Source organism: Streptomyces gardneri (assembly GCF_006539185.1).
Lineage (GTDB): Bacteria > Actinomycetota > Actinomycetes > Streptomycetales > Streptomycetaceae > Streptomyces > Streptomyces gardneri.
Genome location: NZ_BJMN01000011.1, coordinates 34,633 through 56,252 on the forward strand (window position 1 = coordinate 34,633; position 21,620 = coordinate 56,252).

Consider the following 21,620-nt stretch of genomic DNA (forward strand, 5'->3'; position numbering starts at 1 on the left):
CGGAGGGTACGTGTCCCTGCCCGCCGGTCACGAGGTGCGGCGGTGCTGGGCGCGCCCCCGCCCCCGGAGCCGTACGGCCAGGTACGCGGCCACGGCCACGAGCGCCATCACCAGGACGGCCTTGGACAGCACGCCGACGTACCCCTCGACCAGGTCCCAGCGGTCCCCGAGCCAGTAACCGGCCATCACGAGCACGCTGTTCCAGACGAGGCTGCCGACCGTCGTGAGCAGGAGGAAGACGGGCAGCGGCATCCGCTCGACGCCGGCCGGCACGGAGATCAGACTGCGGAAGATCGGCACCATCCGCCCCAGGAGCACCGCCTTGGTGCCGTGCCGCGCGAACCACTCCTCGGTGCGCTCCAGATCGGAGACCTTCACCAGGGGCAGCCGTGCCCAGAGCGCGTGCATGCGCCGCCGCCCGAACAGCGCGCCGATCCAGTAGAGGGCCACGGCCCCGACCACCGAACCCAGCGTCGTCCAGAACAGCGCCGATGCCAGGCTGATCACCCCCTGCCCGGCGGCGAAGCCGGTCAGGGGCAGGATCACCTCGCTCGGCAGCGGCGGGAAGAGGTTCTCCAGCGCGATGGCGAGCCCCGCGCCGGGCCCGCCCATCGTCTCGACGAGTCCGGCGGCCCACCCGGCGACACCGTCGGCGGGTTCCTGGGCGGCGGCCTGGGCCAGCAGCAGCTGATGGGTGAGCGGCATGAGGAGGTCTCCCAGCGGCGAGGAAGGCGCCGGGGCGAACTCCCCGGCATGTCCCGGGGTGATCTCCCCGGCATGTCTCCAACCTAGAAATCCCAGCTCAGCCCCGGTATGGGGCTTCCCGCCCACCTTCCTGCGGAAAACCGCAGGGTGCAGGGCCGCTACCGCTACGAGGGTCGGAACGGTCCGTCGAGCGCCGCCCACTGGAGCAGCATGATGGTCTTGGCGTCGGCGATCCGGCCGTCGCGGACCATGGCGAGCGCCTCGGAGAAGGGGAGCTCCACGGTCGTGATGTCCTCGCCCTCGGCGGCGATTCCCCCGCCTCCGCCGGAGAAGTCCGCCGACTCGTAGGGGGCGGCGAAGAAGTGCAGCCGCTCGGTGACCGAGCCGGGGCTCATGTAGACGTCGAAGACGTGCTCGGCGGCCCCGATGGTGTGCCCGGTCTCCTCGGCGGCCTCCCGCCGGATCGCCTTCTCGGGGCTCTCGTCGTCCAGGAGTCCGGCGGCGGTTTCGAGGAGCATGCCGTCGGGGTGCCCGTTGACGTAGGCGGGGAGGCGGAACTGACGGGTCAGCAGCACCGTACGGCGCGCGGTGTTGTGGAGGAGGACGGTCGCGCCGTCGCCGCGGTCGTGGGTCTCGCGCTGCTCGCGGCTCCAGTGCCCGTCGCTGTGCCGGTAGTCGAAGGTGGTCTTGCGCAGGACGTACCAGTCGCAGGAGAGCACCTCCACGTCCAGGATCCGCACGCGCGGGTTGCCGGTCAGATCGCGGCCCTGCCGGTCGAGGCCGGTGCGGCCGCGGCGGTCGGGGGTGTCGATGCCGGCGGTCATCGGGCGGCGGCCGGGACGACGGCCGGGACGTCGGCGAGGGAGCCGTAGACGTCGAGGCCCTGCTCGCGGGCCTGGGCGACCATCATGTCCGCTCCCACCGAGGGCCCGCCGATCCGCAGGACCGCGTCGCAGCGGGAGAGCAGCCGCTCGGCGACCGGGTGGAAGACCTCCTGGAAGAGCGCGTCGCCGGGGCGGGCGCCGCCGGCGGCCTCCAGGAGCGGGAGGGCGAGGGCCTCGCCGGTGACGGGCAGGTGTCCGGCGCGGAAGAGGACGAGAGCGGCCTCGTTCATGGCGCGTACGTTCGCTTCGAGCTTCCGGGGGTCGTCGCCGGTGCCCGAGCGGTAGGGGCCGGCGACGAGGATCATCAGCGGGCGGGGAGCGGTGGTCACGAGCGGATCACTCCTCGGTACGAGGGACGGGTACGAGCGAGAGCGCGAGTATCGGGACGCGTACGGGTACGGGTACGAGTACGCGTACCGGACTCGGGTACGCGTGCGGACTCGGGTACGGGCACGGCTGCCGCCGGCCGGTCGGAGGTCGACGCTTTCAGGCCAGCCGCACGTCGACGCCCGCGTCCCGCAGCGCGTCCAGCGTCTGGGGCCCGCCGGGATGCGTGGCGGGGTCCTCGGCGGCCCGGTCGGTGACGAAGTGGTGCGCCGCACCGAGCGAGGCGACCCTGCTGAACGCCCGTACGCCGAGCTTGGTGGCGTCGGCCACCGCGACCGTGCGGCCGGCCCGGGCGAGTCCGACCTGCTTGACGGCCGCGTCGTCCAGGGAGAACTCCGACCAGCCGTGCTCGGAGTGGACCCCGCCGATGGACATCAGGAAACAGTCGAAGGCCAGCGACTCCAGCGTGCGCAGCGCGAGCGGGCCGACGAGGGAGCGTTCACCGGGCCGGGAGCGCCCGCCGACGACCAGGAGGTCGATCCCGGGCTTGTCGGCCAGGACCACCGCCGCCTGGATGCTGAGCACGGCGACCGTCAGCGGGCCCCGGGCCGCCAGGTGCTCGGCCACGTGCACGGTCGTGGTCCCCGCGTCCAGGAGCACGCGCGATCCCGGCTCCACCAGCGCGGCCGCCGCGGCACCCAGGCGGTCCTTGGTGGCTGCCTGCCACGGCTCCCGCGCCGAGAAGCCGGCCTGTTCGTCCCGTACGCGTGTGGCGACGGCGCCGCCGTGCACGCGACGCACGAGTCCCTGACGCTCCAGCGCGTCGAGGTCCCTGCGGACGGTCATCTCCGATACGCCCAGTCGATGGGAGAGCTCCGACACGGAAACCCGGTCGGAGCCCTGCACCAATCGCAGGGTCAGGTCCAGTCGATTGGCGACACCCATGACTCATTTCTATCACGGTGATGTTCGAATGAACGCTCTGGTGTGTGAACGGCTTCGCGACAACCTTCGGGAACCAACGGGAGCACTCCCCGGACCGCCTACCCTGGTCACCATGACCAGCAGCAGCGACCGGAGTCCCGCAGTGAGCGTTGACGGATCCAAGACCTACGAGATTCGCACCTACGGGTGCCAGATGAACGTGCACGACTCCGAGCGGCTCTCCGGTCTGCTGGAAGAGGCGGGTTACGTCCAGGCCCCCAAGGGCTCCGACGGGGACGCCGACGTCGTCGTCTTCAACACCTGCGCGGTGCGCGAGAACGCCGACAACAAGCTGTACGGCAACCTCGGCCGGCTCGCCCCGATGAAGACCACGCGCCCCGGCATGCAGATCGCCGTCGGCGGCTGCCTCGCCCAGAAGGACCGCGACACCATCGTCAAGAAGGCCCCCTGGGTCGACGTGGTCTTCGGTACGCACAACATCGGCAAGCTGCCGGTGCTCCTGGAGCGCGCCCGCATCCAGGAGGAGGCGCAGATCGAGATCGCCGAGTCGCTGGAGGCCTTCCCCTCCACGCTGCCGACCCGCCGCGAGTCCGCCTACGCCGCCTGGGTCTCGATCTCCGTCGGCTGCAACAACACCTGCACCTTCTGCATCGTCCCCGCGCTGCGCGGCAAGGAGGAGGACCGCCGTCCCGGCGACATCCTCGCCGAGGTCGAGGCGCTGGTCGCCGAGGGCGTCTCCGAGATCACCCTGCTCGGCCAGAACGTCAACGCGTACGGCTCGGACCTGGGCGACCGCGAGGCCTTCTCCAAGCTGCTGCGCGCGTGCGGTCAGATCGAGGGCCTGGAGCGGGTCCGCTTCACCTCCCCGCACCCCCGCGACTTCACCGACGACGTGATCGCGGCGATGGCCGAGACGCCGAACGTGATGCCGCAGCTGCACATGCCGATGCAGTCCGGCTCGGACTCGATCCTCCGGGCGATGCGCCGCTCGTACCGGCAGGAGCGTTTCCTCGGGATCATCGAGAAGGTCCGCGCGGCCATTCCGCACGCCGCCATCTCCACCGACATCATCGTGGGCTTCCCCGGCGAGACCGAGGAGGACTTCCAGCAGACGATGCACGCGGTCCGCGAGGCCCGCTTCGCGAACGCCTTCACCTTCCAGTACTCCAAGCGCCCCGGCACGCCGGCCGCCGAGATGGACGACCAGATCCCCAAGGACGTCGTGCAGGAGCGCTACATGCGCCTCGTCGCGCTCCAGGAGGAGATCTCCTGGGAGGAGAACAAGAAGCAGGTCGGCCGCACCCTGGAGGTCATGGTCGCCGAGGGCGAGGGCCGCAAGGACGGCGCCACGCACCGCCTCTCCGGCCGCGCCCCCGACAACCGGCTCGTCCACTTCACCAAGCCGGAGCAGGACGTCCGCCCCGGCGACGTCGTGACCGTCGAGATCACCTACGCCGCCCCGCACCACCTGCTCGCCGAGGGCCCGACGACGTCGGTACGCCGGACTCGCGCCGGCGACGCCTGGGAGAAGCGCACCACCGAGGCCGCCGTGAAGCCGGCGGGCGTGCTGCTCGGCCTCCCGAAGATCGGCGTCCCGGAGCCGCTCCCGGCAGCCGACGCACCGGCCTGCGCGAGCCACTGAGCCACCGAGTCACCGAACCACGGGCAGCCACTGACCCGTGGGAGCCGTGGGAGCCGCGGGAGTCGCCGAGGCCGCAGGAGTCACTGACCTGCGGCCATAGGCCCTGTCCGGGGAGTGCCGGCGCGGCGGCGCAGTAGGGTGCGGATCATGCTTGTCGCCGCAGCCGTCTGCCCCTCTCCGCCGCTCCTCGTCCCCGAGGTCGCGACCGGCGCCGCCCCCGAGCTGGACGCCGCGCGCACCGCCTGCGCCGACGCAGTCGGACTGCTCGCCGCCTCGCGCCCCGACCGGCTGTACGTCGTCGGCCCCGCCGGTGCGGGCGCCACCGGCGTCTTCCCGGCCGGTTCGACGGGCTCCTTCGCCGGCTTCGGGGTCGACCTCTCCGTACGGCTCGGCGACGGGCCGGCCGCCGACCGTCCCCTGCCCGCGAGCCTCGCCGTCGGCGCCTGGCTGCTCGGCCGCGCCGACTGGGCCGACGCGCCCGTCGAGGGCCTCGGCGTGGACGAGCGGGAGGCGGCGGAGGCCTGCGCCGCGACCGGCCGTGAGCTCGCCGCCTCCGCCGATCGGGTCGCGCTCCTCGTGATGGGTGACGGCAGCGCGTGCCGGACCGTGAAGGCCCCCGGCTACCTGGACGAGCGGGCGGCCGGCTTCGACGCCGAGGCCGCCCGCGCGCTGGGCGCGGCCGACGTGGCCGAGCTGCTCGCGCTCGACGAGCAGCTCGCGTACGAGCTGAAGGCGGCCGGCCGCGCGCCCTGGCAGGTCCTGGCGGGCGCCGCCGAGGGCGCGGGGCTCGAAGGCCGACTCCTCCTCGAGGACGCCCCGTACGGCGTGGAGTACATCGTCGCCGCCTGGTCCTGACGGACCGACGCGAGACGCGACGACACGAGAACGCGGTACGGCAAGAACGGCGGACGGCCGCGGAGCGCGATGCTCCGCGGCCGTCCGCCGTGCGGAGGGGGGCTGTGATGTGCGGGTGACGCCGGTCGTCAGGCGGCCGGCGGCGGAGTCGTGCCGCCGCTCCCGGGAGTGCCGTCGTCCTTGTGGCCGATCCGGTCCACTACGTTCTTGGCCTTGCCCGTACCGGACTGGATCTTGTCGCTGTACTTGCCCTTGGTCTTCTCGTCGACCAGCTTCGCGGCCTTGTCGAGACCGTTGTCGATCTTTCCCCCGTGCTGCTGCGCGAGGTCGGCCACCTTGTCCTTGGCCGGGGCGAGCTTGGCCTTCAGTGAATCCAGGAGACCCATGGGGCACCTTCCCTCCGCGGACCCTCGGGGGATCCGTGTTCCGTGTCCTGCCCCCAGGACCCCGGGGGCCTACTTGCGGGCGCCTTCGCCTGCCTCGTTGTCCGCGGCGGCCTCGGCCGACTGCTGCTTCGGGATCTCCACGACCTCGGAGGCGACCGATCCGGCCGCCCGCTCGTCCGTGTCGACGCCTTCCGCCGCGTCCGCGTCGGCCGAACCGTCCCTGCCCTCCGCACCGTCCACCGTGTCCGCTGTCCCGGCCTCCGGCACCTTCACGGCCTTACCCGTGACCTCGACGACGTCATCGTCATCGACTGCGACATCGGCATCCACATCCAGATCTGCCGTGACCTCGGCATCGGCTCCGGCCACGGCATCCGTCTCGGTCGCGTCGGTCGTGTCGACGGCAGTCGACGTCCCGACGGCCCCGGTCTCCTCCGACGAGGCCTCGACCACATCCTTCTTCTTACGGCGAAACACTGCAAAAACGCCCATATTCACTCCATAGCGTACTCGGATGGGAGGGGCTCGGCGGTGACCGACGGCCGGAACCTCGCAACAGGCAACGAAGCCGGATGGGGCTCGTCACGTAGCTCATTCGGGGACGGGTCGGGAGGTTTGCGAGACTGGTGCCGTGAGAAGCGCAGCTCCCGCCCCGCGGGTCATCGCCGTTGTCGGTCCCACTGCGGCCGGAAAGTCCGATCTGGGTGTATTTCTGGCTCAGCAGCTCGGCGGCGAGGTCGTCAACGCCGACTCGATGCAGCTCTACCGGGGGATGGACATCGGGACCGCCAAACTGACGATGGAGGAACGGGACGGAGTCCCGCACCACCTCCTCGACATCTGGGACGTCACCGAGGCCGCCAGCGTCGCCGAGTACCAGCGACTGGCCCGCGCCGAGATCGACCGGCTCCTCGCCGAGGGCCGCACCCCGATCCTCGTCGGCGGTTCAGGCCTGTACGTACGAGGGGCCGTCGACGCCCTGGAGTTCCCCGGCACCGACCCCGCCGTCCGAGCCCGGCTGGAGGCCGAGCTCGAGGAGCGCGGCTCGGGCGTCCTGCACGCCCGGCTCGCCGAGGCCGACCCCGAGGCGGCCCGCGCGATCCTGCCGAGCAACGGCCGCCGCATCGTCCGCGCGCTCGAGGTCATCGAGATCACGGGCAAGCCCTTCACCGCCAACCTGCCCGGCCACGACTCCGTCTACGACACCGTCCAGATCGGCGTCGACGTGGCCCGCCCCGAGCTGGACGAGCGCATCGCCGCGCGCGTGGACCGGATGTGGGAGGCCGGCCTCGTCGACGAGGTGCGCACCCTGGAGGCGCGGGGCCTGCGTGAGGGCCGTACCGCCGCCCGCGCCCTCGGCTACCAGCAGGTCCTCGCGGCGCTCGCGGGGGAGTGCACCGAGGACGAGGCGCGCGCGGAGACCGTGCGCGCCACCAAGCGTTTCGCGCGCCGCCAGGACTCCTGGTTCCGCCGCGACCCGCGCGTCCACTGGCTCAGCGGAGCCGCCGATCACCGCGGGGAACTCCCGCGGGAGGCGCTGTCGTTGGTCGAACGAGCGGTTACAGCCTGATCACGTGATGGCATCGGGACGCCCTGCCCGTCAGTTCGGCGGGCAGGAGCGTGCCATCATCGAGCATCGATCGACCAAGTGGAGTCCGAGTGGGGAGGGCGCGTGGCGATGGAGGCCGGCCCTCGCGACAGAGAACAGCAGGAAGCGGTCCTGGGCGACTCGACGGGCACAGCCCCGGTCGGGGCCCCGGGCCTGACACCGGACGGTCCTGACGACGCGGAAGGCACCGCCGTCGAGGTGGACGCCGACGAGGTCGAGGTCGAGCTCAGACCGCAGCGGCGTCTGCGGATCTGGCAGCTCGCCCCGATCGTCGGCCTCGCGGCCGTCGGCTCCCTGATGTTCGCGTTCCCGCTCGCCTTCGGCTCGGGTGACGGCGGCGCCGTCCTCGCCATGCTCGGACTGCTCATCAGCTCCTGCGCGGCCGGCTGGGGCATGATGGCCGCCCGCAAGGTCGGCTACACATGGCCCGGGCTTCCGCAGCGCGGCTCGGGCGAGCGGCCCGACTGGCGCGTCCTCGCCCTGTACCTGGCGACGATCACCGTCCTGGTCGCCCTGGCCGTCTGGCGCGTCGCCCGCCTCCGCTGAGCCCTCCCGTCGCCTTCCGTACGCCCTGCCCCGTACGTACGTCCCGCACGCCTTCCGTACCGCTCGCGCACCGCTTCCGCGCGTGTCCCGCACGGCTCCCGTACCGCTCCCGCGCGTATCCCGTGCGTCCCGCGGTGGACGGCCGCGCGGCCTGTCGGACCCGCCCCGTACAGTTGATCTCGTGACCAGCACGCAGACCTCGCCGCTCCCCTTCCTCAAGGGCCACGGCACCGAGAACGACTTCGTGATCGTCCCCGACGCGGACAACGCCGTCGAGCTGAGCCCCGCCTCCGTCGCGCGGCTCTGCGACCGGCGGGCCGGCATCGGCGGGGACGGGCTGCTGCACGTCGTGCGCAGCGCCGCCCACCCCGAGGCGCGGCACCTCGCCGACGAGGCCGAGTGGTTCATGGACTACCGGAACGCCGACGGCTCGGTCGCCGAGATGTGCGGCAACGGGGTCCGGGTCTTCGCCCGCTACCTCCAGCACGCCGGGCACGTCACCGCGGGCGAGGTCGCCGTCGCCACCCGCGGCGGCATCAAGCGCGTCCACCTCGACAAGGACGGCTCCGTCACCGTCTCCATGGGCCGCGCGGTCCTGTCCGAGGCCGGGGTCACCGTCACCGTCGACGGCCGAAGCTGGCCCGCGCGGAACGTGAACATGGGCAACCCGCACGCGGTCGCCTTCGTCGAGGACCTCGACCACGCGGGCAACCTCTTCACCGAGCCGCCCTACGAGCCCGCCGCGGTCTACCCGGACGGGGTCAACATCGAGTTCGTCGCCGACCGCGGCCCGCGGCACGTCGCCATGCGGGTCCACGAGCGCGGCGCCGCCGAGACCCGCTCCTGCGGTACGGGCGCGTGCGCCGTCGCCGTCGCCACGGCCCGCCGTGACGGCGCCGACCCCCTCGCGAGCGGCACCCCCGTCACGTACACCGTCGACGTCCTCGGCGGGACCCTCGTCATCACCGAGCACCCCGACGGCGAGATCGAGATGACCGGACCCGCCGTGATCGTCGCCGAGGGCACCATCGACCCGGCGTGGCTGTCGATTCCCGCCGGGAGCCAGGAAATCGAAACAGTCAACGACTGATTTGTCGCTCGAATGGGTGATCCGGTTCACGCTGAGCGAGAGCGTGACTGCGCCACGTGGTGGGGTCGGTAGCATCAAGCACCGGCCCCCAGGGCTCGCCTGGCCCGCCCACCGCCGGTCGACGTTGCCGGAGGTGCCCCATGAGCGCAGAGGCCACCAACCCTGTGAGCGCGGCCGACGCCGCCGTCACCGACACGACCGTCCGCAGACGCGGACGCGCCCGCATCGACCTGCGCCGCCTCGGCCGCGCCGCCCTGCTGGGCGCCACCGCGGGACCGGCCCCCCGTGACCGGCTGCCCGACGCCATCAGCCATGTCGCCGAGGCGCACCGGGCCCACCACCCCGAGGCCGACCTCGCGGTGCTGCGCCGGGCCTACGTCCTCGCCGAGTCCTCGCACCGCGGCCAGTTCCGCAAGAGCGGCGAGCCGTACATCACGCACCCGCTCGCGGTCACGCTCATCCTCGCCGAACTCGGCGCGGAGACCACCACCCTGACCGCCTCGCTCCTCCACGACACCGTCGAGGACACCGAGGTGACGCTCGACCAGGTGCGCCGGGAGTTCGGCGACGAGGTCGCGTACCTCGTCGACGGCGTCACCAAGGTCGAGAAGATCGACTACGGCGCCGCCGCCGAGCCCGAGACCTTCCGCAAGATGCTCGTCGCCACCGGCAACGACGTCCGGGTCATGTCGATCAAACTCGCCGACCGCCTCCACAACATGCGCACCCTCGGCGTCATGCGCGCCGAGAAACAGGCCAGGATCGCCAAGGTCACCCGCGACTTCCTCATCCCCCTCGCCGAACGGCTGGGGGTCCAGGCCCTCAAGACGGAGCTGGAGGACCTCGTCTTCGCGATCCTCCACCCCGAGGAGTACGAGAACACCCGCGCGCTCATCGCCGAGAACTCCCACGCGGGGGACGCCCTCGACGCCGTCGCCGAACAGGTCGGCGCCGTCCTGCGCGAAGCCGGCATCGGCGCCGAGGTCCTCGTCCGGCCGCGGCACTTCGTCTCCGTCCACCGCGTCCGCCTCAAGCGCGGCGAGCTGCGCGGCTGCGACTTCGGGCGGCTCCTCGTCCTCGTCGCCGAGGACGCCGACTGCTACGGGGTCCTCGGTGAGCTCCACACCTGCTTCACGCCGGTGATCTCCGAGTTCAAGGACTTCATCGCCACCCCCAAGTTCAACCTGTACCAGTCGCTGCACACCGCGATCGCAGCCCCCGACGGGGCCGTGGCCGAGATCCTCATCAGGACCCACCGGATGCACACGGTCGCCGAGGCCGGAGTCGTCGCCCTCGGCAACCCGTACGCGGGCCAGGAACCGTACGCCGGCCCGACACCGCTCACGGCGCGGCCCGCCCTCGTCCCCGGCCCCGTCCTCACCCCCGACTCCGGCCTCACCCCCGACCCGCAGCCCGAGGACGGCGAGCGCGTCGACCCCACCCGGCCCGGCTGGCTCTCCCGGCTCCTCGACTGGCAGCAGTCCGCCCCCGACCCCGACACCTTCTGGAGCTCGCTCCGCGCCCACCTCGCCGAGGACGACGAGATCACCGTCTTCAGCGCCGACGGCAGCGCCCCCGGCACGATCAGCCTGCCCGCCGGAGCCAGCTGCGTCGACGCCGCGTACGCCCAGCACGGCGAGGCCGCCCACGGCTGTCTCGGCGCGCGGGTCAACGGCCGCCTCGCCCCCCTGAGCACCGTCCTCGGCGACGGGGACACCGTCCAGCTGCTGATCGCCCAGGACACCGTGTCCGGGCCCTCTCCGGAGTGGCTCGACCACGCCCGTACCGCCACGGCGCGGATCGCGATCACCGGCTGGCTCCAGGCCCACCCCGAGGCGGCCGCGGCCCCCGCCGACGTGGGCCCCCGCCCCCAGGTCAACGTCCCGGCCGACCGGCGCTCCGGCGCCGTCCTCCACGCCGACCTGGACGGCGAGCCGCCCGCCGCCGTCCGCCCCGCGGGGTGCTGCACCCCCGTACCGCCCGACGAGATCACCGGATTCCGTGTCCGCGGCGGCTCGGTCACCGTCCACCGGGCCGGCTGCGCGGCCGTCGAGACGATGCGCGGCGTGGGGCGCGAGCCCGTCACCGTCCGCTGGGGCGACACCGCCCAGTGCCGGGTCACCCTCGTCGCCGAGTCCTTCGGCCGGCCGCACCTCCTCGCCGACCTCACCGAGGCCATCGCCACCGCCGGGGCGGCCGTCGTCGCCGCGACCGTCGAGCCGCCCAGCGAGCAGCGGGTCCGCCACACGTACACCCTCCACCTCCCCGACGCCGCCGGCCTCCCCGCCCTGATGCGGGCCATGCGGGACGTACCGGGGGTGTACGACGTGAACCGCGCCCGGCGGCGGGGGAGGGCGGAGCCGCGCGAGTCCTGACCTGACGTGTGAACCCCTTCGGGTGGCGGGCGAGCGCGCCGCCCGGTGGCGCGGGGCATCCCCTGGTAGCCGTAGGGCCAGTCCTCCGGAAAGGCCTGGCCCATGCCGCTCGTCCGAAACCCCCTGCCCCGCGCGCGGTGGCTCCGCGCAGCCGTCCTCGTCGCCGCCTCGACCGGGCTCGTCGCCGCCGCGCTGCCCGCCCCGCCGCCGCTCGGCATCGGCGACCCGCTCTTCCCCCACCTCGGCAACCCTGGCTACGACGTCCTCGCGTACGACCTCGACCTCACCTACCCGGGGGTCAACACGAAGCCGCTCGCCGCCGTGACCCGGATCGACGCCCTCGCCACCGCGGACCTGGAGCGGCTCAACCTCGACTTCACCCACGGGACCGTCTCCGCCGTCACCGTCGACGACATCCCGGCCGCGTACACCGGCAGCGGCGAGGACCTGGTCGTCACCCCCGCCGTGCCGATCGACGCCGGCGAGCAGATCGAGATCACCGTCACCCACACCAGCGACCCCACGGGACCCGCCGACACCGGCGGCTGGGTCCGCACCGGCGACGGCCTCGCCATGGCCAACCAGGCGGACGCCGCCCACCGCGTCTTCCCGTCCAACGACCACCCCGCCGACAAGGCGTACTTCACCTTCCGGATCACCGCCCCCAGCGCGCTCACCGCCGTCGCCAACGGCCTGCCCGCCGGCCGCGTCGACCACGGCGCCACCACCACCTGGACCTACCGCACACGCCACCCCATGGCCACGGAACTCGCCCAGGTCTCCATCGGCAGCTCCACCGTCGTGCACCGGGCAGGCCCCCGGGGCCTGCCCGTACGGGACGTGGTGCGGACCGCCGACCGGGAGCTGATGGAGCCCTGGCTCCGCAAGACCCCCGGCCAGCTGGAGTGGATGGAGCGGCAGGTCGGCCCGTACCCCTTCGAGACGTACGGCGTGCTCGTCGCCGACGCCGACACGGGCTTCGAGCTGGAGACACAGACCCTCTCCCTCTTCGAGCGCGGCCTCTTCACGGAGCCGGGCTACCCGGAGTGGTACGTCGACTCGATCATGGTCCACGAGCTGGCCCACCAGTGGTTCGGCGACAGCGTCTCGCCCCGCACCTGGTCCGACCTCTGGCTCAACGAAGGACACGCGAGCTGGTACGAGGCCCTGTACGCGGAGGAGAAGGCCGGCAAGTCCATGGAGCGGCGCATGAAGGCGGCCTACGCGGCCTCCGACGGGTGGCGGGCCGACGGCGGCCCGCCCGCCGCACCCGAGCCGCCCTCGCCCGGCCACAAGATCAGCCTCTTCCGGCCCGTCGTCTACGACGGCAGCGCCCTCGTCCTCTACGCCCTCCGGCAGGAGATCGGCACCGAGGCCTTCGGGCGCCTGGAGCGCCGCTGGGTCGCCGACCACCGGGACTCCACCGCCACCACCGCCGACTTCACGGCGCTGGCCGGCGAGATCGCCGGACGGGACCTCACCGCCTTCTTCCGCGACTGGCTGTACGCGGCGAAGACCCCGCCCATGCCCGGGCACCCCGACTGGCGCTCCCGGCCGGCCGAGGCCGTCAGGACGGCGGTGAAACCCGGGTGACGGGCGCGGCCGGGCCGTGCCACCATCGTCAGGTCGGCGACGCGGCCGGAACCGGGAATCTTCCGGTGCCGTCACGCGTTGCGACGGATACAGATCCAACTTCGTCGCGGTCACGCGACGTCATTCGACGTAAGGACCCAATGACCTCCTCTTCTTCCCCTTCCCAGGACGAGCAGAGCTTCGCGGAGACGAGCCGTACCGAGAGCCTTCGGGCCGATGCCCTGATGGAAGAGGACGTCGCCTGGAGCCAAGAGATCGACGGAGAGCGGGACGGCGACCAGTTCGACCGTTCCGAGCGTGCGGCCCTGCGGCGCGTCGCGGGCCTCTCCACCGAGCTCGAGGACGTCACCGAGGTCGAGTACCGCCAGCTGCGCCTCGAGCGCGTCGTGCTGGTCGGCGTCTGGACCTCGGGGACCGTGCAGGACGCGGAGAACTCCCTGGCGGAGCTCGCGGCCCTCGCCGAGACGGCGGGCGCCCTCGTGCTCGACGGCGTGATCCAGCGCCGTGACAAGCCGGACCCGGCGACCTTCATCGGCTCCGGCAAGGCCCGCGAGCTGCGCGACATCGTGGTCGAGACCGGCGCCGACACCGTCGTCTGTGACGGCGAGCTCAGCCCCGGCCAGCTCATCGCCCTCGAAGACGTCGTCAAGGTGAAGGTGGTCGACCGGACCGCCCTGATCCTCGACATCTTCGCCCAGCACGCCAAGTCCCGAGAGGGCAAGGCGCAGGTCGCGCTCGCGCAGATGCAGTACATGCTGCCGCGACTGCGAGGCTGGGGTCAGTCGCTGTCCCGTCAGATGGGTGGCGGCGGCGGTGGCGGCATGGCCACCCGCGGTCCCGGTGAGACCAAGATCGAGACCGACCGGCGCCGCATCCGCGAGAAGATGGCGAAGATGCGCCGGGAGATCGCGGAGATGAAGACCGGCCGCGACATCAAGCGGCAGGAGCGCCGTCGCAACAAGGTGCCCTCGGTCGCCATCGCCGGATACACCAACGCGGGCAAGTCCTCCCTGCTCAACCGCCTCACCGGGGCGGGCGTGCTCGTGGAGAACGCCCTGTTCGCCACCCTCGACCCGACCGTGCGTCGGGCCGAGACGCCCACCGGCCGGGTCTACACCCTGGCCGACACCGTCGGCTTTGTCCGGCACCTGCCGCACCACCTGGTCGAGGCGTTCCGTTCCACCATGGAGGAGGTCGGGGACTCCGACCTCATCCTGCACGTGGTGGACGGCTCCCACCCGGCCCCGGAGGAGCAGCTGGCCGCCGTGCGCGAGGTCTTCCGGGACGTCGGCGCGGTGAACGTCAAGGAGATCGTCGTCGTCAACAAGGCGGACGCGGCGGACCCGCTGGTCCTCCAGCGCCTGCTGCGGATGGAGAAGCACTCCATCGCGGTCTCGGCCCGTTCGGGCCAGGGCATCGAGCAGCTGCTCGCGCTCATCGACGCCGAACTGCCGCGCCCCGAGGTCGAGCTCGAAGCCCTCGTGCCGTACACGCACGGCGGTCTCGTCTCCCGGGTGCACGCCGAGGGCGAGGTGGAATCCGAGGAGCACACCCCGGAGGGCACCCTGCTGAAGGCCCGGGTGCACGAGGAGCTGGCGGCGATGCTCGCGCCGTACGTTCCCGCCGCGCACTGAGCCACGGCGATCGAACGCAGAGGGTGCTGCCCCCTCCCCTGACGGGGAGGGGGCAGCGCCCTTCTTCGTGATGCGATGTCGCGGGGTGCCGCTCGGGTCAGCGGGCGAACTTCTTGCTGACCATCTCGTGGGCCGCCTTGGCACCTCGGCCCAACTGCGGTCCGGCGAGCCAGCCGTTGCTGCCGGCCGGGCCGATCGAGGTGTTCGACACGAGGGCCGTCTTCCCGTTCGGGAGGACACGGAACCAGCCGCCGCCCGAGGAACCCGCGGTCATCGTGCAGCCGATCCTGTACATCGTCGGCGTGGCCGGAGCCGTGGTGAGCCGCGTCGCGCGGTCGACGCACTTGTGCATGATCAGCCCGTTGTACGGCGGCGCCTGCGGGTAGCCCCAGGCGCCCATCGTCCCGGCCTGCGCGGCCGTCGGCGCGGAGAAGTCGACCGGCAGCGCGGCGCCGACGGTCTCCTCCAGCGACTTGCCGCCCCGCTCGGGCTGCACGTGCAGCACGGCGTAGTCGTAAGGCCACGCCTGGTTCGAACCGCCGCGCTGGATCCAGTCGCCGGAGGTCACCGCCCAGTCGGCCCAGTACTGGCCGTAGGGAGCGATCTCGTGCGGCTGCGCGTTGCGCAGGGCCGAGGGCGACTTGCCGAGGTCGTTGTAGGCCGGCACGAAGGTGATGTTGCGGTACCAGCCGCCGCGCTGGCCCGCGTGGACACAGTGCCCGGCCGTCCAGACCATGTTGGACTTCCCGGGCCGGCGCGGGTCCTTCACGATGGTGCCGGAGCAGACCATGTGGCCCTCGGGCGAGTCGAAGAAGATCTTCCCGACCGGGGCCGCGTTGCGGTGGTACGGCGTCTTCTCGCGCTGCGCCCTGACGGGCCGGGGCGTCGGGTCGGTGCCGCTCGTGCCGGCCTGCGCGGTGATCGTCTGCTCAGGGCTCTTCGCCGACTGCATGCGCGTCGGGTCCCAGAGGCCGTCGATCACCGGGTTGACGAAGTCCTCGGCCTCACGGAGCCAGGTCGCCTTGTCCCAGTTCTTCCACTCGCCGTCCTTCCACTTGTCCAGGTCGACGCCGTGCTTCTTGAGCTTGTCGGCGAGGTCCTTGGCGAGCTCGTCGCCGCCACCGGCGCCGTCGGCGGCCGGTGCGGAGCTGCTCGCGCCCGCGGCCGGCTTGTCGGCGGCCGGGGGCTCGGTGGGGCCGCAGGCCGTGGCGGTCAGCGCGAGCGCCGTGGCCACGCCGAGGGCGGCGGGTATGAGTCGTACAGAACGCATGACGTGCATTCCCCCTGTGAGGTGTTCCGCGTCCGGGACGTGGATCGTCGACCGGACATGGGTGGAGGCGGGACCCTGGGGTCCCGCCTCCGTGCCGTTCCTACTGCCCGGCGTACTTCTTGCTGACCTCGTCGAAGATCCCCTTGGCCTCAGGTCCGAGTCGCGGACCCGCGAGCCAGCCGGCCGTCGCCGGGCCGATCGAGGTGTTCGACACCAGCGCCGGCTTGCCGTCGCTGCCCTGGGCGACCCAGCCGCCACCGGACGAACCACCGGTCATGGTGCAGCCGATGCGGTACATCGTCGGCTGCTCCGCCTTCAGCGACAGCCGGCCCGGCTTGTCCTGGCACTGGAACATCTTCTGGCCGTCGAACGGCGGCGCCGCCGGGTAACCGGTCGCCGTCAGGCTCGCGATCTTCGCCACGGCCGGCGCGTTGAACTCCACCGGAAGGGCCGAACCGACCGTCTCCTCCAGCGACTTGCCCGAGCCGCCCTTCTCCGGGGTCACCTGGATGACCGCGAAGTCGTACGGGGCGCCGGCGCCGCCCGTGGACGCGCCCTCGGCGATCCACTCGTCGGAGGTCTTGACCCAGTCGGCCCACCACACGCCGTAGGGCGCGATCTGCTCCCGCGTCGCCTTCTCCAGGTCGGAGGTCGGCAGCGCGGCGTCGTTGTACGAGGGCACGAAGGCGATGTTGCGGTACCAGCCGCCCTGCTTGCCCTTGTGCACGCAGTGCCCGGCCGTCCAGACCATGTTGGACTTGCCCGGGTGGGCGGGGTCCTTCACCACGGTGGCCGAGCAGACCATCGAGCCCTCGGGACCGTCGAAGAAGACCTTCCCGGCCTCAGCGGCGTTGCCGTGGTACTTCGGGGCGACGGCCTTCGCCTTGACCGCGGCGGGAGTCGGGTCGGTGACACCCTCGTCACCCGAGATGTCCTCCTCCTCGACCGGCTTGTCGGGGCGCTCGGCATCCCGCATACGGTCCGGGTCCCAGAGGTCCTCGATGATCGGGTTGACGAAGTCCTTGGCCTCACGGAGCCACTTGTCGCGGTCCCAGTTCTTCCACTCGCCGTCGCGCCACTTGTCGAGGTCGATCCCGTGTTCCTTCAGACGCTCCTTCAGGTCCTCCGGAATCTTGATCTTGTCGGCCGGGTTCTGGCTCGTGGGCGCGCTGGGCTTGTCTCCTGCGTTCTCCTCGGTCGGGCCGCAGGCCGTCGCCGTGAGCGTCAGCGCCGCGACGGCGGAAGCCGCCATCAGCAGCGGACGAATCGATCGCATCTCGTGATCCCCCTGGGACTACATGAACGTGTGCAATGGGTGAACCGCGGCCGCGTCCTCGCGGACGGCGACCGACGGCCCCCAACTATGCCGGTGCCGGAGGGGACGGTACCCGCCCCGCCGCCGGTTCCGAATGCCGTTCAGCCGTTGCCGTGCCGTGATCCGGGACACGCCAAGTTCTTGCCACCGGACCGTGATCCCCGGCAGTTCCCGTCGTTGGTACGTACGGGGGACACAACGGCGGCGTGCAGGACGGCCCTTGCGGCGGCTCAGCGACGTCCCGATGTGCAACGCAACCGTTACAGCGGGAGGACACCGAGCCGTGGCCGTGACCGAATCAGCTCCTGCCGTCGCACCGGCCGCGCAGGTGCGGAACACGACGGGCGACGCGGCGGACAAAGGGGGCGGGTACGAGGCGATCCTGCGCCGCCAGTCGCAACGCGAGTCCGCCGCCCGCACCTACGCCCGCTCACTGCCGATCGTCCCCGTGCGGGCCCGCGGCCTGACCATCGAGGGTGCCGACGGCCGCCGTTACCTGGACTGCCTCTCCGGCGCGGGGACGCTCGCCCTCGGCCACAACCATCCCGTCGTCCTGGAAGCGATCAGAAAGGTCCTCGACTCGGGCGCCCCGCTCCACGTCCTCGACCTCGCCACCCCCCTCAAGGACGCCTTCACCTCGGAGCTGTTCGCCACGCTGCCGGCCGAACTCGCCGACAACGCCCGCATCCAGTTCTGCGGACCGGCCGGCACGGACGCCGTCGAAGCGGCCCTCAAACTCGTCCGCACCGCCACCGGCCGCGACGGCCTCCTCGCCTTCACCGGCGCCTACCACGGCATGACCGCCGGAGCCCTCTCCGCCTCCGGCGGAGCGACCGACGTCCGCGTGACCCGGCTGCCCTACCCGCAGCAGTACCGCTGCCCCTTCGGTGTCGGCGGCGACCGCGGCGCCGAACTCGCCGCCCGCTGGACCGAAAGCCTCCTCGACGACCCCAAGAGCGGTGTCACCACCCCCGCCGGGATGATCGTCGAAGCCGTCCAGGGTGAAGGCGGGGTCATCCCCGCTCCCGACGACTGGATGCGCCGGATGCGCCGCATCACCGCCGACCGCTCCGTCCCGCTCGTCGTCGACGAGGTCCAGACCGGCGTCGGCCGCACCGGCGCCTTCTGGGCCGTCCAGCACAGCGGTGTCGTACCCGACGTGATGGTCCTCTCCAAGGCCATCGGCGGCTCCCTCCCTCTCGCCGTCATCGTCTACAGGTCCGAGCTCGACGCCTGGGAACCCGGTGCCCACGCGGGCACGTTCCGCGGCAACCAGCTCGCCATGGCCGCAGGAACGGCCACCCTCGCGTACGTCCGCGAGAACAAGCTCGCCGAACGGGCCGGCATCCTCGGCGCCCGTATCCTCGGCCGACTCCAGGGCCTCGCCGCCGCCCACCCCTGCGTCGGCGACGTCCGCGGCCGGGGCCTGATGATCGGCGTCGAACTCGTCGACCCCGACGCGGCCGGCCCGGACGACCCCGTCCCGCCCGCCGCCCCCGCGCTGGCCCTCGCAGTCCAACAGGAGTGCCTCGCCCGCGGACTCATCGTCGAACTCGGCGGCCGCCACTCCGCGGTGGTCCGCCTCCTGCCCCCGCTCACCCTCACCGACGAGCAGGCCACCGCGGTCCTCGACCGCTTCGCCGACGCCCTGGCCGCGGCCGAACGGGCCCACACCCCCACGACGGGCGCCCCCCGGACCACACCCGGACCGTCCCACTGACCCGGAACGCCCCCGGCCCCACCCCAAGGAAGACCCCGTGAACGCCACCCCCAGCTCACCGGCGACCGAGACCACCGCGCCCCTCGCCGTCGAGGAACCCACCGTCCCGCGCCAGCACATCGGACCGTACGACCCCCGGCCGCCCCGCCCGGCCTCGGCCGGAGCCATCGCGCCCGACCCCCTGGACGACCCCGACCCGCAGCGCGCCGCCGACGTGGCGACGGTCGAGAACCTGCTCCGCTGCTGGATCCGGGAGAAGAACCTGCCCGCCCCCGACTCCACCACCCTGCGCGTCCCCCTCGACGCCAGCGGCACCGCCCTCCTCGTTCCCGTCCGCTACTGGTCGGCCACCGGCTGGCACCGCTTCGGCGCCCCCTCCCTCGAAGGCCTCCCGGTCTCCGCCCCCACCGCCGACGCCGTCACCGTCGCCGCCCTGCTCAGCCGCGAGACCGGCCGCCCCGAAGGCACCGAACTCGTAGGCCGGGTAGCCGACTCGGCCCGGCGCACCGCCGACTTCCTCACCGAGAGCCGCAGCAACCCCCACCCCCACCCGGACGCCGACCTCTTCCTCGCCGCCGAACAGTCCCTGCTGCTCGGCCACCCCCTGCACCCCACCCCGAAGAGCCGCGAAGGACTCTCCGAGGCCGAGGCCCGGCTCTACTCACCCGAACTCCACGGCTCCTTCCCCCTCCACTGGGTCGCCGTCGACCCCACCGTCCTCGCCTCCGACTCCGCCTGGACCGAGCAGGGCCGCCACGTCACCGCGGAACAGCTCACCGCCGGCCTCGCCGAGGGACTCACCCTCCCCGCCGGCACCGCACCCCTGCCCCTGCACCCCTGGCAGGCCCGCGAGCTTCTGCACCGCCCCGAGGTCCGCGAACTCCTCGACGCCGGCCTGCTCCACGACCTCGGCCTCCACGGCAGCCCCTGGCACCCCACCTCCTCCGTCCGCACCGTGCACCGACCGGGCGCACGGGCGATGCTCAAGCTCTCCCTCGGCCTGCGCATCACCAACTCCCGCCGCGAGAACCTCCGCAAGGAACTCCACCGCGGCGTCGAGGTCCACCGGCTCCTGCGCACCGGCCTCGTCGACGAGTGGCAGGCGGCCCACCCCGGCTTCGACATCGTCCGCGACCCCGCCTGGCTCGCCGTGAACACCCTCGACGGCACCCCCGTCCCCGGGCTCGACGTCATGATCCGCCACAACCCCTTCGGGCCCGGCGACGACGCCGTCTGCATCGCCTCCCTCACCACCCCCCGCCCCTGGCCCGGGGCCACCACCATGCGCTCCCGGCTCGCCGACGTCATCGGCAAGCTCTCCACCCGCACCGGCCGCCCCACCACGGCCGTCGCCGCCGAGTGGTTCCTCCGCTACCTCGACCAGGTCGTCCGCCCCGTCCTCTGGCTCGACGGACACGCCGGCATCGCCCTGGAGGCCCACCAGCAGAACACCCTGGTGCTCCTGGACCCGGACGGCTGGCCCGTCGGCGGCCGCTACCGCGACAACCAGGGCTACTACTTCCGCGAGTCCCACCGCGCCGAGCTGGAGAGCCGACTCCCCGGCATCGGCGCCCACAGCGACACCTTCGTCTCGGACCAGGTCACCGACGAGCGCTTCGCCTACTACCTCGGCATCAACAACATCCTCGGTCTGATCGGCGCCTTCGGTGCCCAGCACCTCGCCGACGAGCGCGTCCTGCTCGCCGCCCTCCGCAGCTTCCTCACCTCCGCCACGAGCCTGGGCTCACCCCTGCCGCACCGGCTCCTGGAGGCGGCGACCCTGCGCAGCAAGGCCAACCTCCTCACCCGCCTGCACGGCCTCGACGAGCTCGTCGGGCCGGTCGACACCCAGTCCGTCTACGTCACCGTCACCAACCCCCTCCGCACCTGAACCCGCCACCGGAGCACAAGCCCGAGCACCCGCCGAGAGGAGAGCGACACCGTGCCACCCACAAGACCCCCGGTAGAACCCGCCGGGGACGACACCCTCGACCTCAGGGTCGACGACCTCGTCGCCCTCCTCGCCGCCGGAGCCCCGTCACCGACCCCCAACGGGGACCCCCGCAACGGCGACCTCTCAGTCGGCGACCCCTCTGGCGGAGCCCCCGCCGAAGGGGACCTCCTCGACTCCGTCGCCGACTGGGCCCCGACCACCACCCGCTTCGGCGTCTTCCGGCTCGTACCCGTACGCCTCGACCGCGACCTGCCGCTGCTCACCCGGTGGATGAACGACCCCGCGGTCGCGGCCTTCTGGGAGCTCGCAGGCCCCGAGACCGTGACAGCCGAGCACCTCCGCGCCCAGCTCCAGGGCGACGGCCGCAGCGTCCCCTGCCTCGGTGTCCTCGACGACGTACCCATGAGCTACTTCGAGATCTACCGCGCCGACCTCGACCCGCTGGCCCGGTACTACCCGGCCCGCCCCCATGACACCGGTATCCATCTCCTCGTCGGAGACGGCACCGACCGAGGCCGGGGCGTCGGCACCGCCCTCCTGCGCGCCGTCGCCGCACTCGTCCTCGACCATCGCCCCCGATGCACCCGGGTCGTCGCCGAACCCGACATCCGCAACACCCCCTCCGTCTCGGCCTTCCTCCGCGCCGGCTTCCGTCACGCGGCGGAAGTCGACCTCCCCGACAAGCGCGCCGCGCTCATGATCCGCGACCGCACCATCCGTCACTCTCTGTGATAACCCCTCTGCCTTACATACACCGCTCGGCCCCCAGC

At 72.5% G+C, this 21,620-nt stretch carries 19 protein-coding genes; 11 read left to right on the forward strand and 8 right to left on the reverse strand.

Annotation, left to right across the window (positions count from 1 at the left end):
- Positions 1-27 precede the first annotated feature (27 nt).
- The 4 genes from SGA01_RS08305 to SGA01_RS08320 form a co-directional block, all read right to left on the reverse strand.
- Entirely contained in the window at positions 28-705 is a 678-nt protein-coding gene (locus SGA01_RS08305; protein ID WP_141294830.1) for a DedA family protein, read from the reverse strand.
- 164 nt (positions 706-869) lie between these two features.
- Positions 870-1,529 carry an NUDIX domain-containing protein gene (locus SGA01_RS08310; RefSeq protein ID WP_141294832.1) on the reverse strand — a complete coding sequence of 220 codons (660 nt, stop codon included), beginning with the start codon at positions 1,527-1,529 and terminating at the stop codon, positions 870-872.
- Positions 1,526-1,894, reverse strand: coding sequence for a DUF4406 domain-containing protein (locus tag SGA01_RS08315; protein WP_141295339.1), 369 nt, complete (start codon positions 1,892-1,894; stop codon positions 1,526-1,528). Before SGA01_RS08315 ends, SGA01_RS08310 begins: the two co-directional genes overlap by 4 nt.
- Before the next feature lie 181 nt (positions 1,895-2,075).
- Positions 2,076-2,861 carry a DeoR/GlpR family DNA-binding transcription regulator gene (locus tag SGA01_RS08320; RefSeq protein ID WP_141294834.1) on the reverse strand — a complete coding sequence of 262 codons (786 nt, stop codon included), beginning with the start codon at positions 2,859-2,861 and terminating at the stop codon, positions 2,076-2,078.
- Between the two features lie 112 nt (positions 2,862-2,973).
- Here SGA01_RS08320 and miaB point away from each other — a divergent pair, with 112 nt between their 5' ends.
- Together miaB and SGA01_RS08330 are read left to right on the forward strand one after the other, a co-directional pair.
- Positions 2,974-4,503, forward strand: coding sequence for a tRNA (N6-isopentenyl adenosine(37)-C2)-methylthiotransferase MiaB (miaB, locus tag SGA01_RS08325; RefSeq protein ID WP_141294836.1), 1,530 nt, complete (start codon positions 2,974-2,976; stop codon positions 4,501-4,503).
- Between the two features lie 147 nt (positions 4,504-4,650).
- The gene (locus tag SGA01_RS08330) at positions 4,651-5,358 is read left to right on the forward strand and encodes a class III extradiol dioxygenase subunit B-like domain-containing protein (protein ID WP_141294838.1); all 708 of its coding nucleotides are present in this window, start codon (positions 4,651-4,653) and stop codon (positions 5,356-5,358) included.
- A 128-nt stretch (positions 5,359-5,486) separates the two neighbouring features.
- Here the strand turns inward: SGA01_RS08330 and SGA01_RS08335 are convergent, their stop codons facing one another.
- On the reverse strand, positions 5,487-5,744 hold the full coding sequence (locus tag SGA01_RS08335) for an antitoxin (protein WP_141294840.1): 258 nt from the start codon (positions 5,742-5,744) through the stop codon (positions 5,487-5,489).
- 69 nt (positions 5,745-5,813) lie between these two features.
- Positions 5,814-6,236 (reverse strand): hypothetical protein, encoded by a 423-nt coding sequence (locus SGA01_RS40950; protein ID WP_167534049.1) that lies wholly within the window; start codon positions 6,234-6,236, stop codon positions 5,814-5,816.
- A gap of 139 nt (positions 6,237-6,375) precedes the next feature.
- On the opposite strand from SGA01_RS40950, the gene miaA reads away from it, so the two are divergent.
- From miaA to hflX, 6 genes are all read left to right on the forward strand, one after another.
- Positions 6,376-7,314 carry a tRNA (adenosine(37)-N6)-dimethylallyltransferase MiaA gene (gene miaA / locus SGA01_RS08345; protein WP_055640983.1) on the forward strand — a complete coding sequence of 313 codons (939 nt, stop codon included), beginning with the start codon at positions 6,376-6,378 and terminating at the stop codon, positions 7,312-7,314.
- 108 nt (positions 7,315-7,422) lie between these two features.
- Positions 7,423-7,899 carry a hypothetical protein gene (locus SGA01_RS08350; RefSeq protein WP_141295345.1) on the forward strand — a complete coding sequence of 159 codons (477 nt, stop codon included), beginning with the start codon at positions 7,423-7,425 and terminating at the stop codon, positions 7,897-7,899.
- A gap of 181 nt (positions 7,900-8,080) precedes the next feature.
- The gene (gene dapF, locus SGA01_RS08355; protein ID WP_141294842.1) at positions 8,081-8,989 is read left to right on the forward strand and encodes a diaminopimelate epimerase; all 909 of its coding nucleotides are present in this window, start codon (positions 8,081-8,083) and stop codon (positions 8,987-8,989) included.
- Positions 8,990-9,129: 140 nt separating this feature from the next.
- A complete protein-coding gene (locus tag SGA01_RS08360) occupies positions 9,130-11,364 on the forward strand; it encodes a RelA/SpoT family protein (RefSeq protein WP_141294844.1) in 2,235 nt (744 codons plus the stop codon).
- 102 nt (positions 11,365-11,466) lie between these two features.
- A complete protein-coding gene (locus SGA01_RS08365; protein ID WP_141294846.1) occupies positions 11,467-12,957 on the forward strand; it encodes a M1 family metallopeptidase in 1,491 nt (496 codons plus the stop codon).
- 140 nt (positions 12,958-13,097) lie between these two features.
- Complete coding sequence (hflX, locus tag SGA01_RS08370; RefSeq protein ID WP_141294848.1) at positions 13,098-14,591, forward strand: GTPase HflX; 1,494 nt, start codon at positions 13,098-13,100, stop codon at positions 14,589-14,591.
- Between the two features lie 97 nt (positions 14,592-14,688).
- Here hflX and SGA01_RS08375 read toward each other — a convergent pair whose 3' ends face one another.
- Positions 14,689-15,861, reverse strand: coding sequence for a trypsin-like serine peptidase (locus SGA01_RS08375; RefSeq protein ID WP_141294850.1), 1,173 nt, complete (start codon positions 15,859-15,861; stop codon positions 14,689-14,691).
- Between the two features lie 100 nt (positions 15,862-15,961).
- Positions 15,962-17,137, reverse strand: coding sequence for a trypsin-like serine peptidase (locus tag SGA01_RS08380; protein WP_141294852.1), 1,176 nt, complete (start codon positions 17,135-17,137; stop codon positions 15,962-15,964).
- 322 nt (positions 17,138-17,459) lie between these two features.
- On the opposite strand from SGA01_RS08380, the gene SGA01_RS08385 reads away from it, so the two are divergent.
- The 3 genes from SGA01_RS08385 to SGA01_RS08395 are packed head-to-tail and all read left to right on the forward strand — an operon-like array spanning position 17,460 to position 21,582.
- Positions 17,460-18,896 (forward strand): diaminobutyrate--2-oxoglutarate transaminase family protein, encoded by a 1,437-nt coding sequence (locus SGA01_RS08385; protein ID WP_141294854.1) that lies wholly within the window; start codon positions 17,460-17,462, stop codon positions 18,894-18,896.
- A gap of 37 nt (positions 18,897-18,933) precedes the next feature.
- Complete coding sequence (locus SGA01_RS08390; protein WP_141294856.1) at positions 18,934-20,787, forward strand: IucA/IucC family protein; 1,854 nt, start codon at positions 18,934-18,936, stop codon at positions 20,785-20,787.
- Positions 20,788-20,838: 51 nt separating this feature from the next.
- A complete protein-coding gene (locus tag SGA01_RS08395; RefSeq protein WP_141294857.1) occupies positions 20,839-21,582 on the forward strand; it encodes a GNAT family N-acetyltransferase in 744 nt (247 codons plus the stop codon).
- The last annotated feature ends 38 nt before the right edge of the window (positions 21,583-21,620 follow it).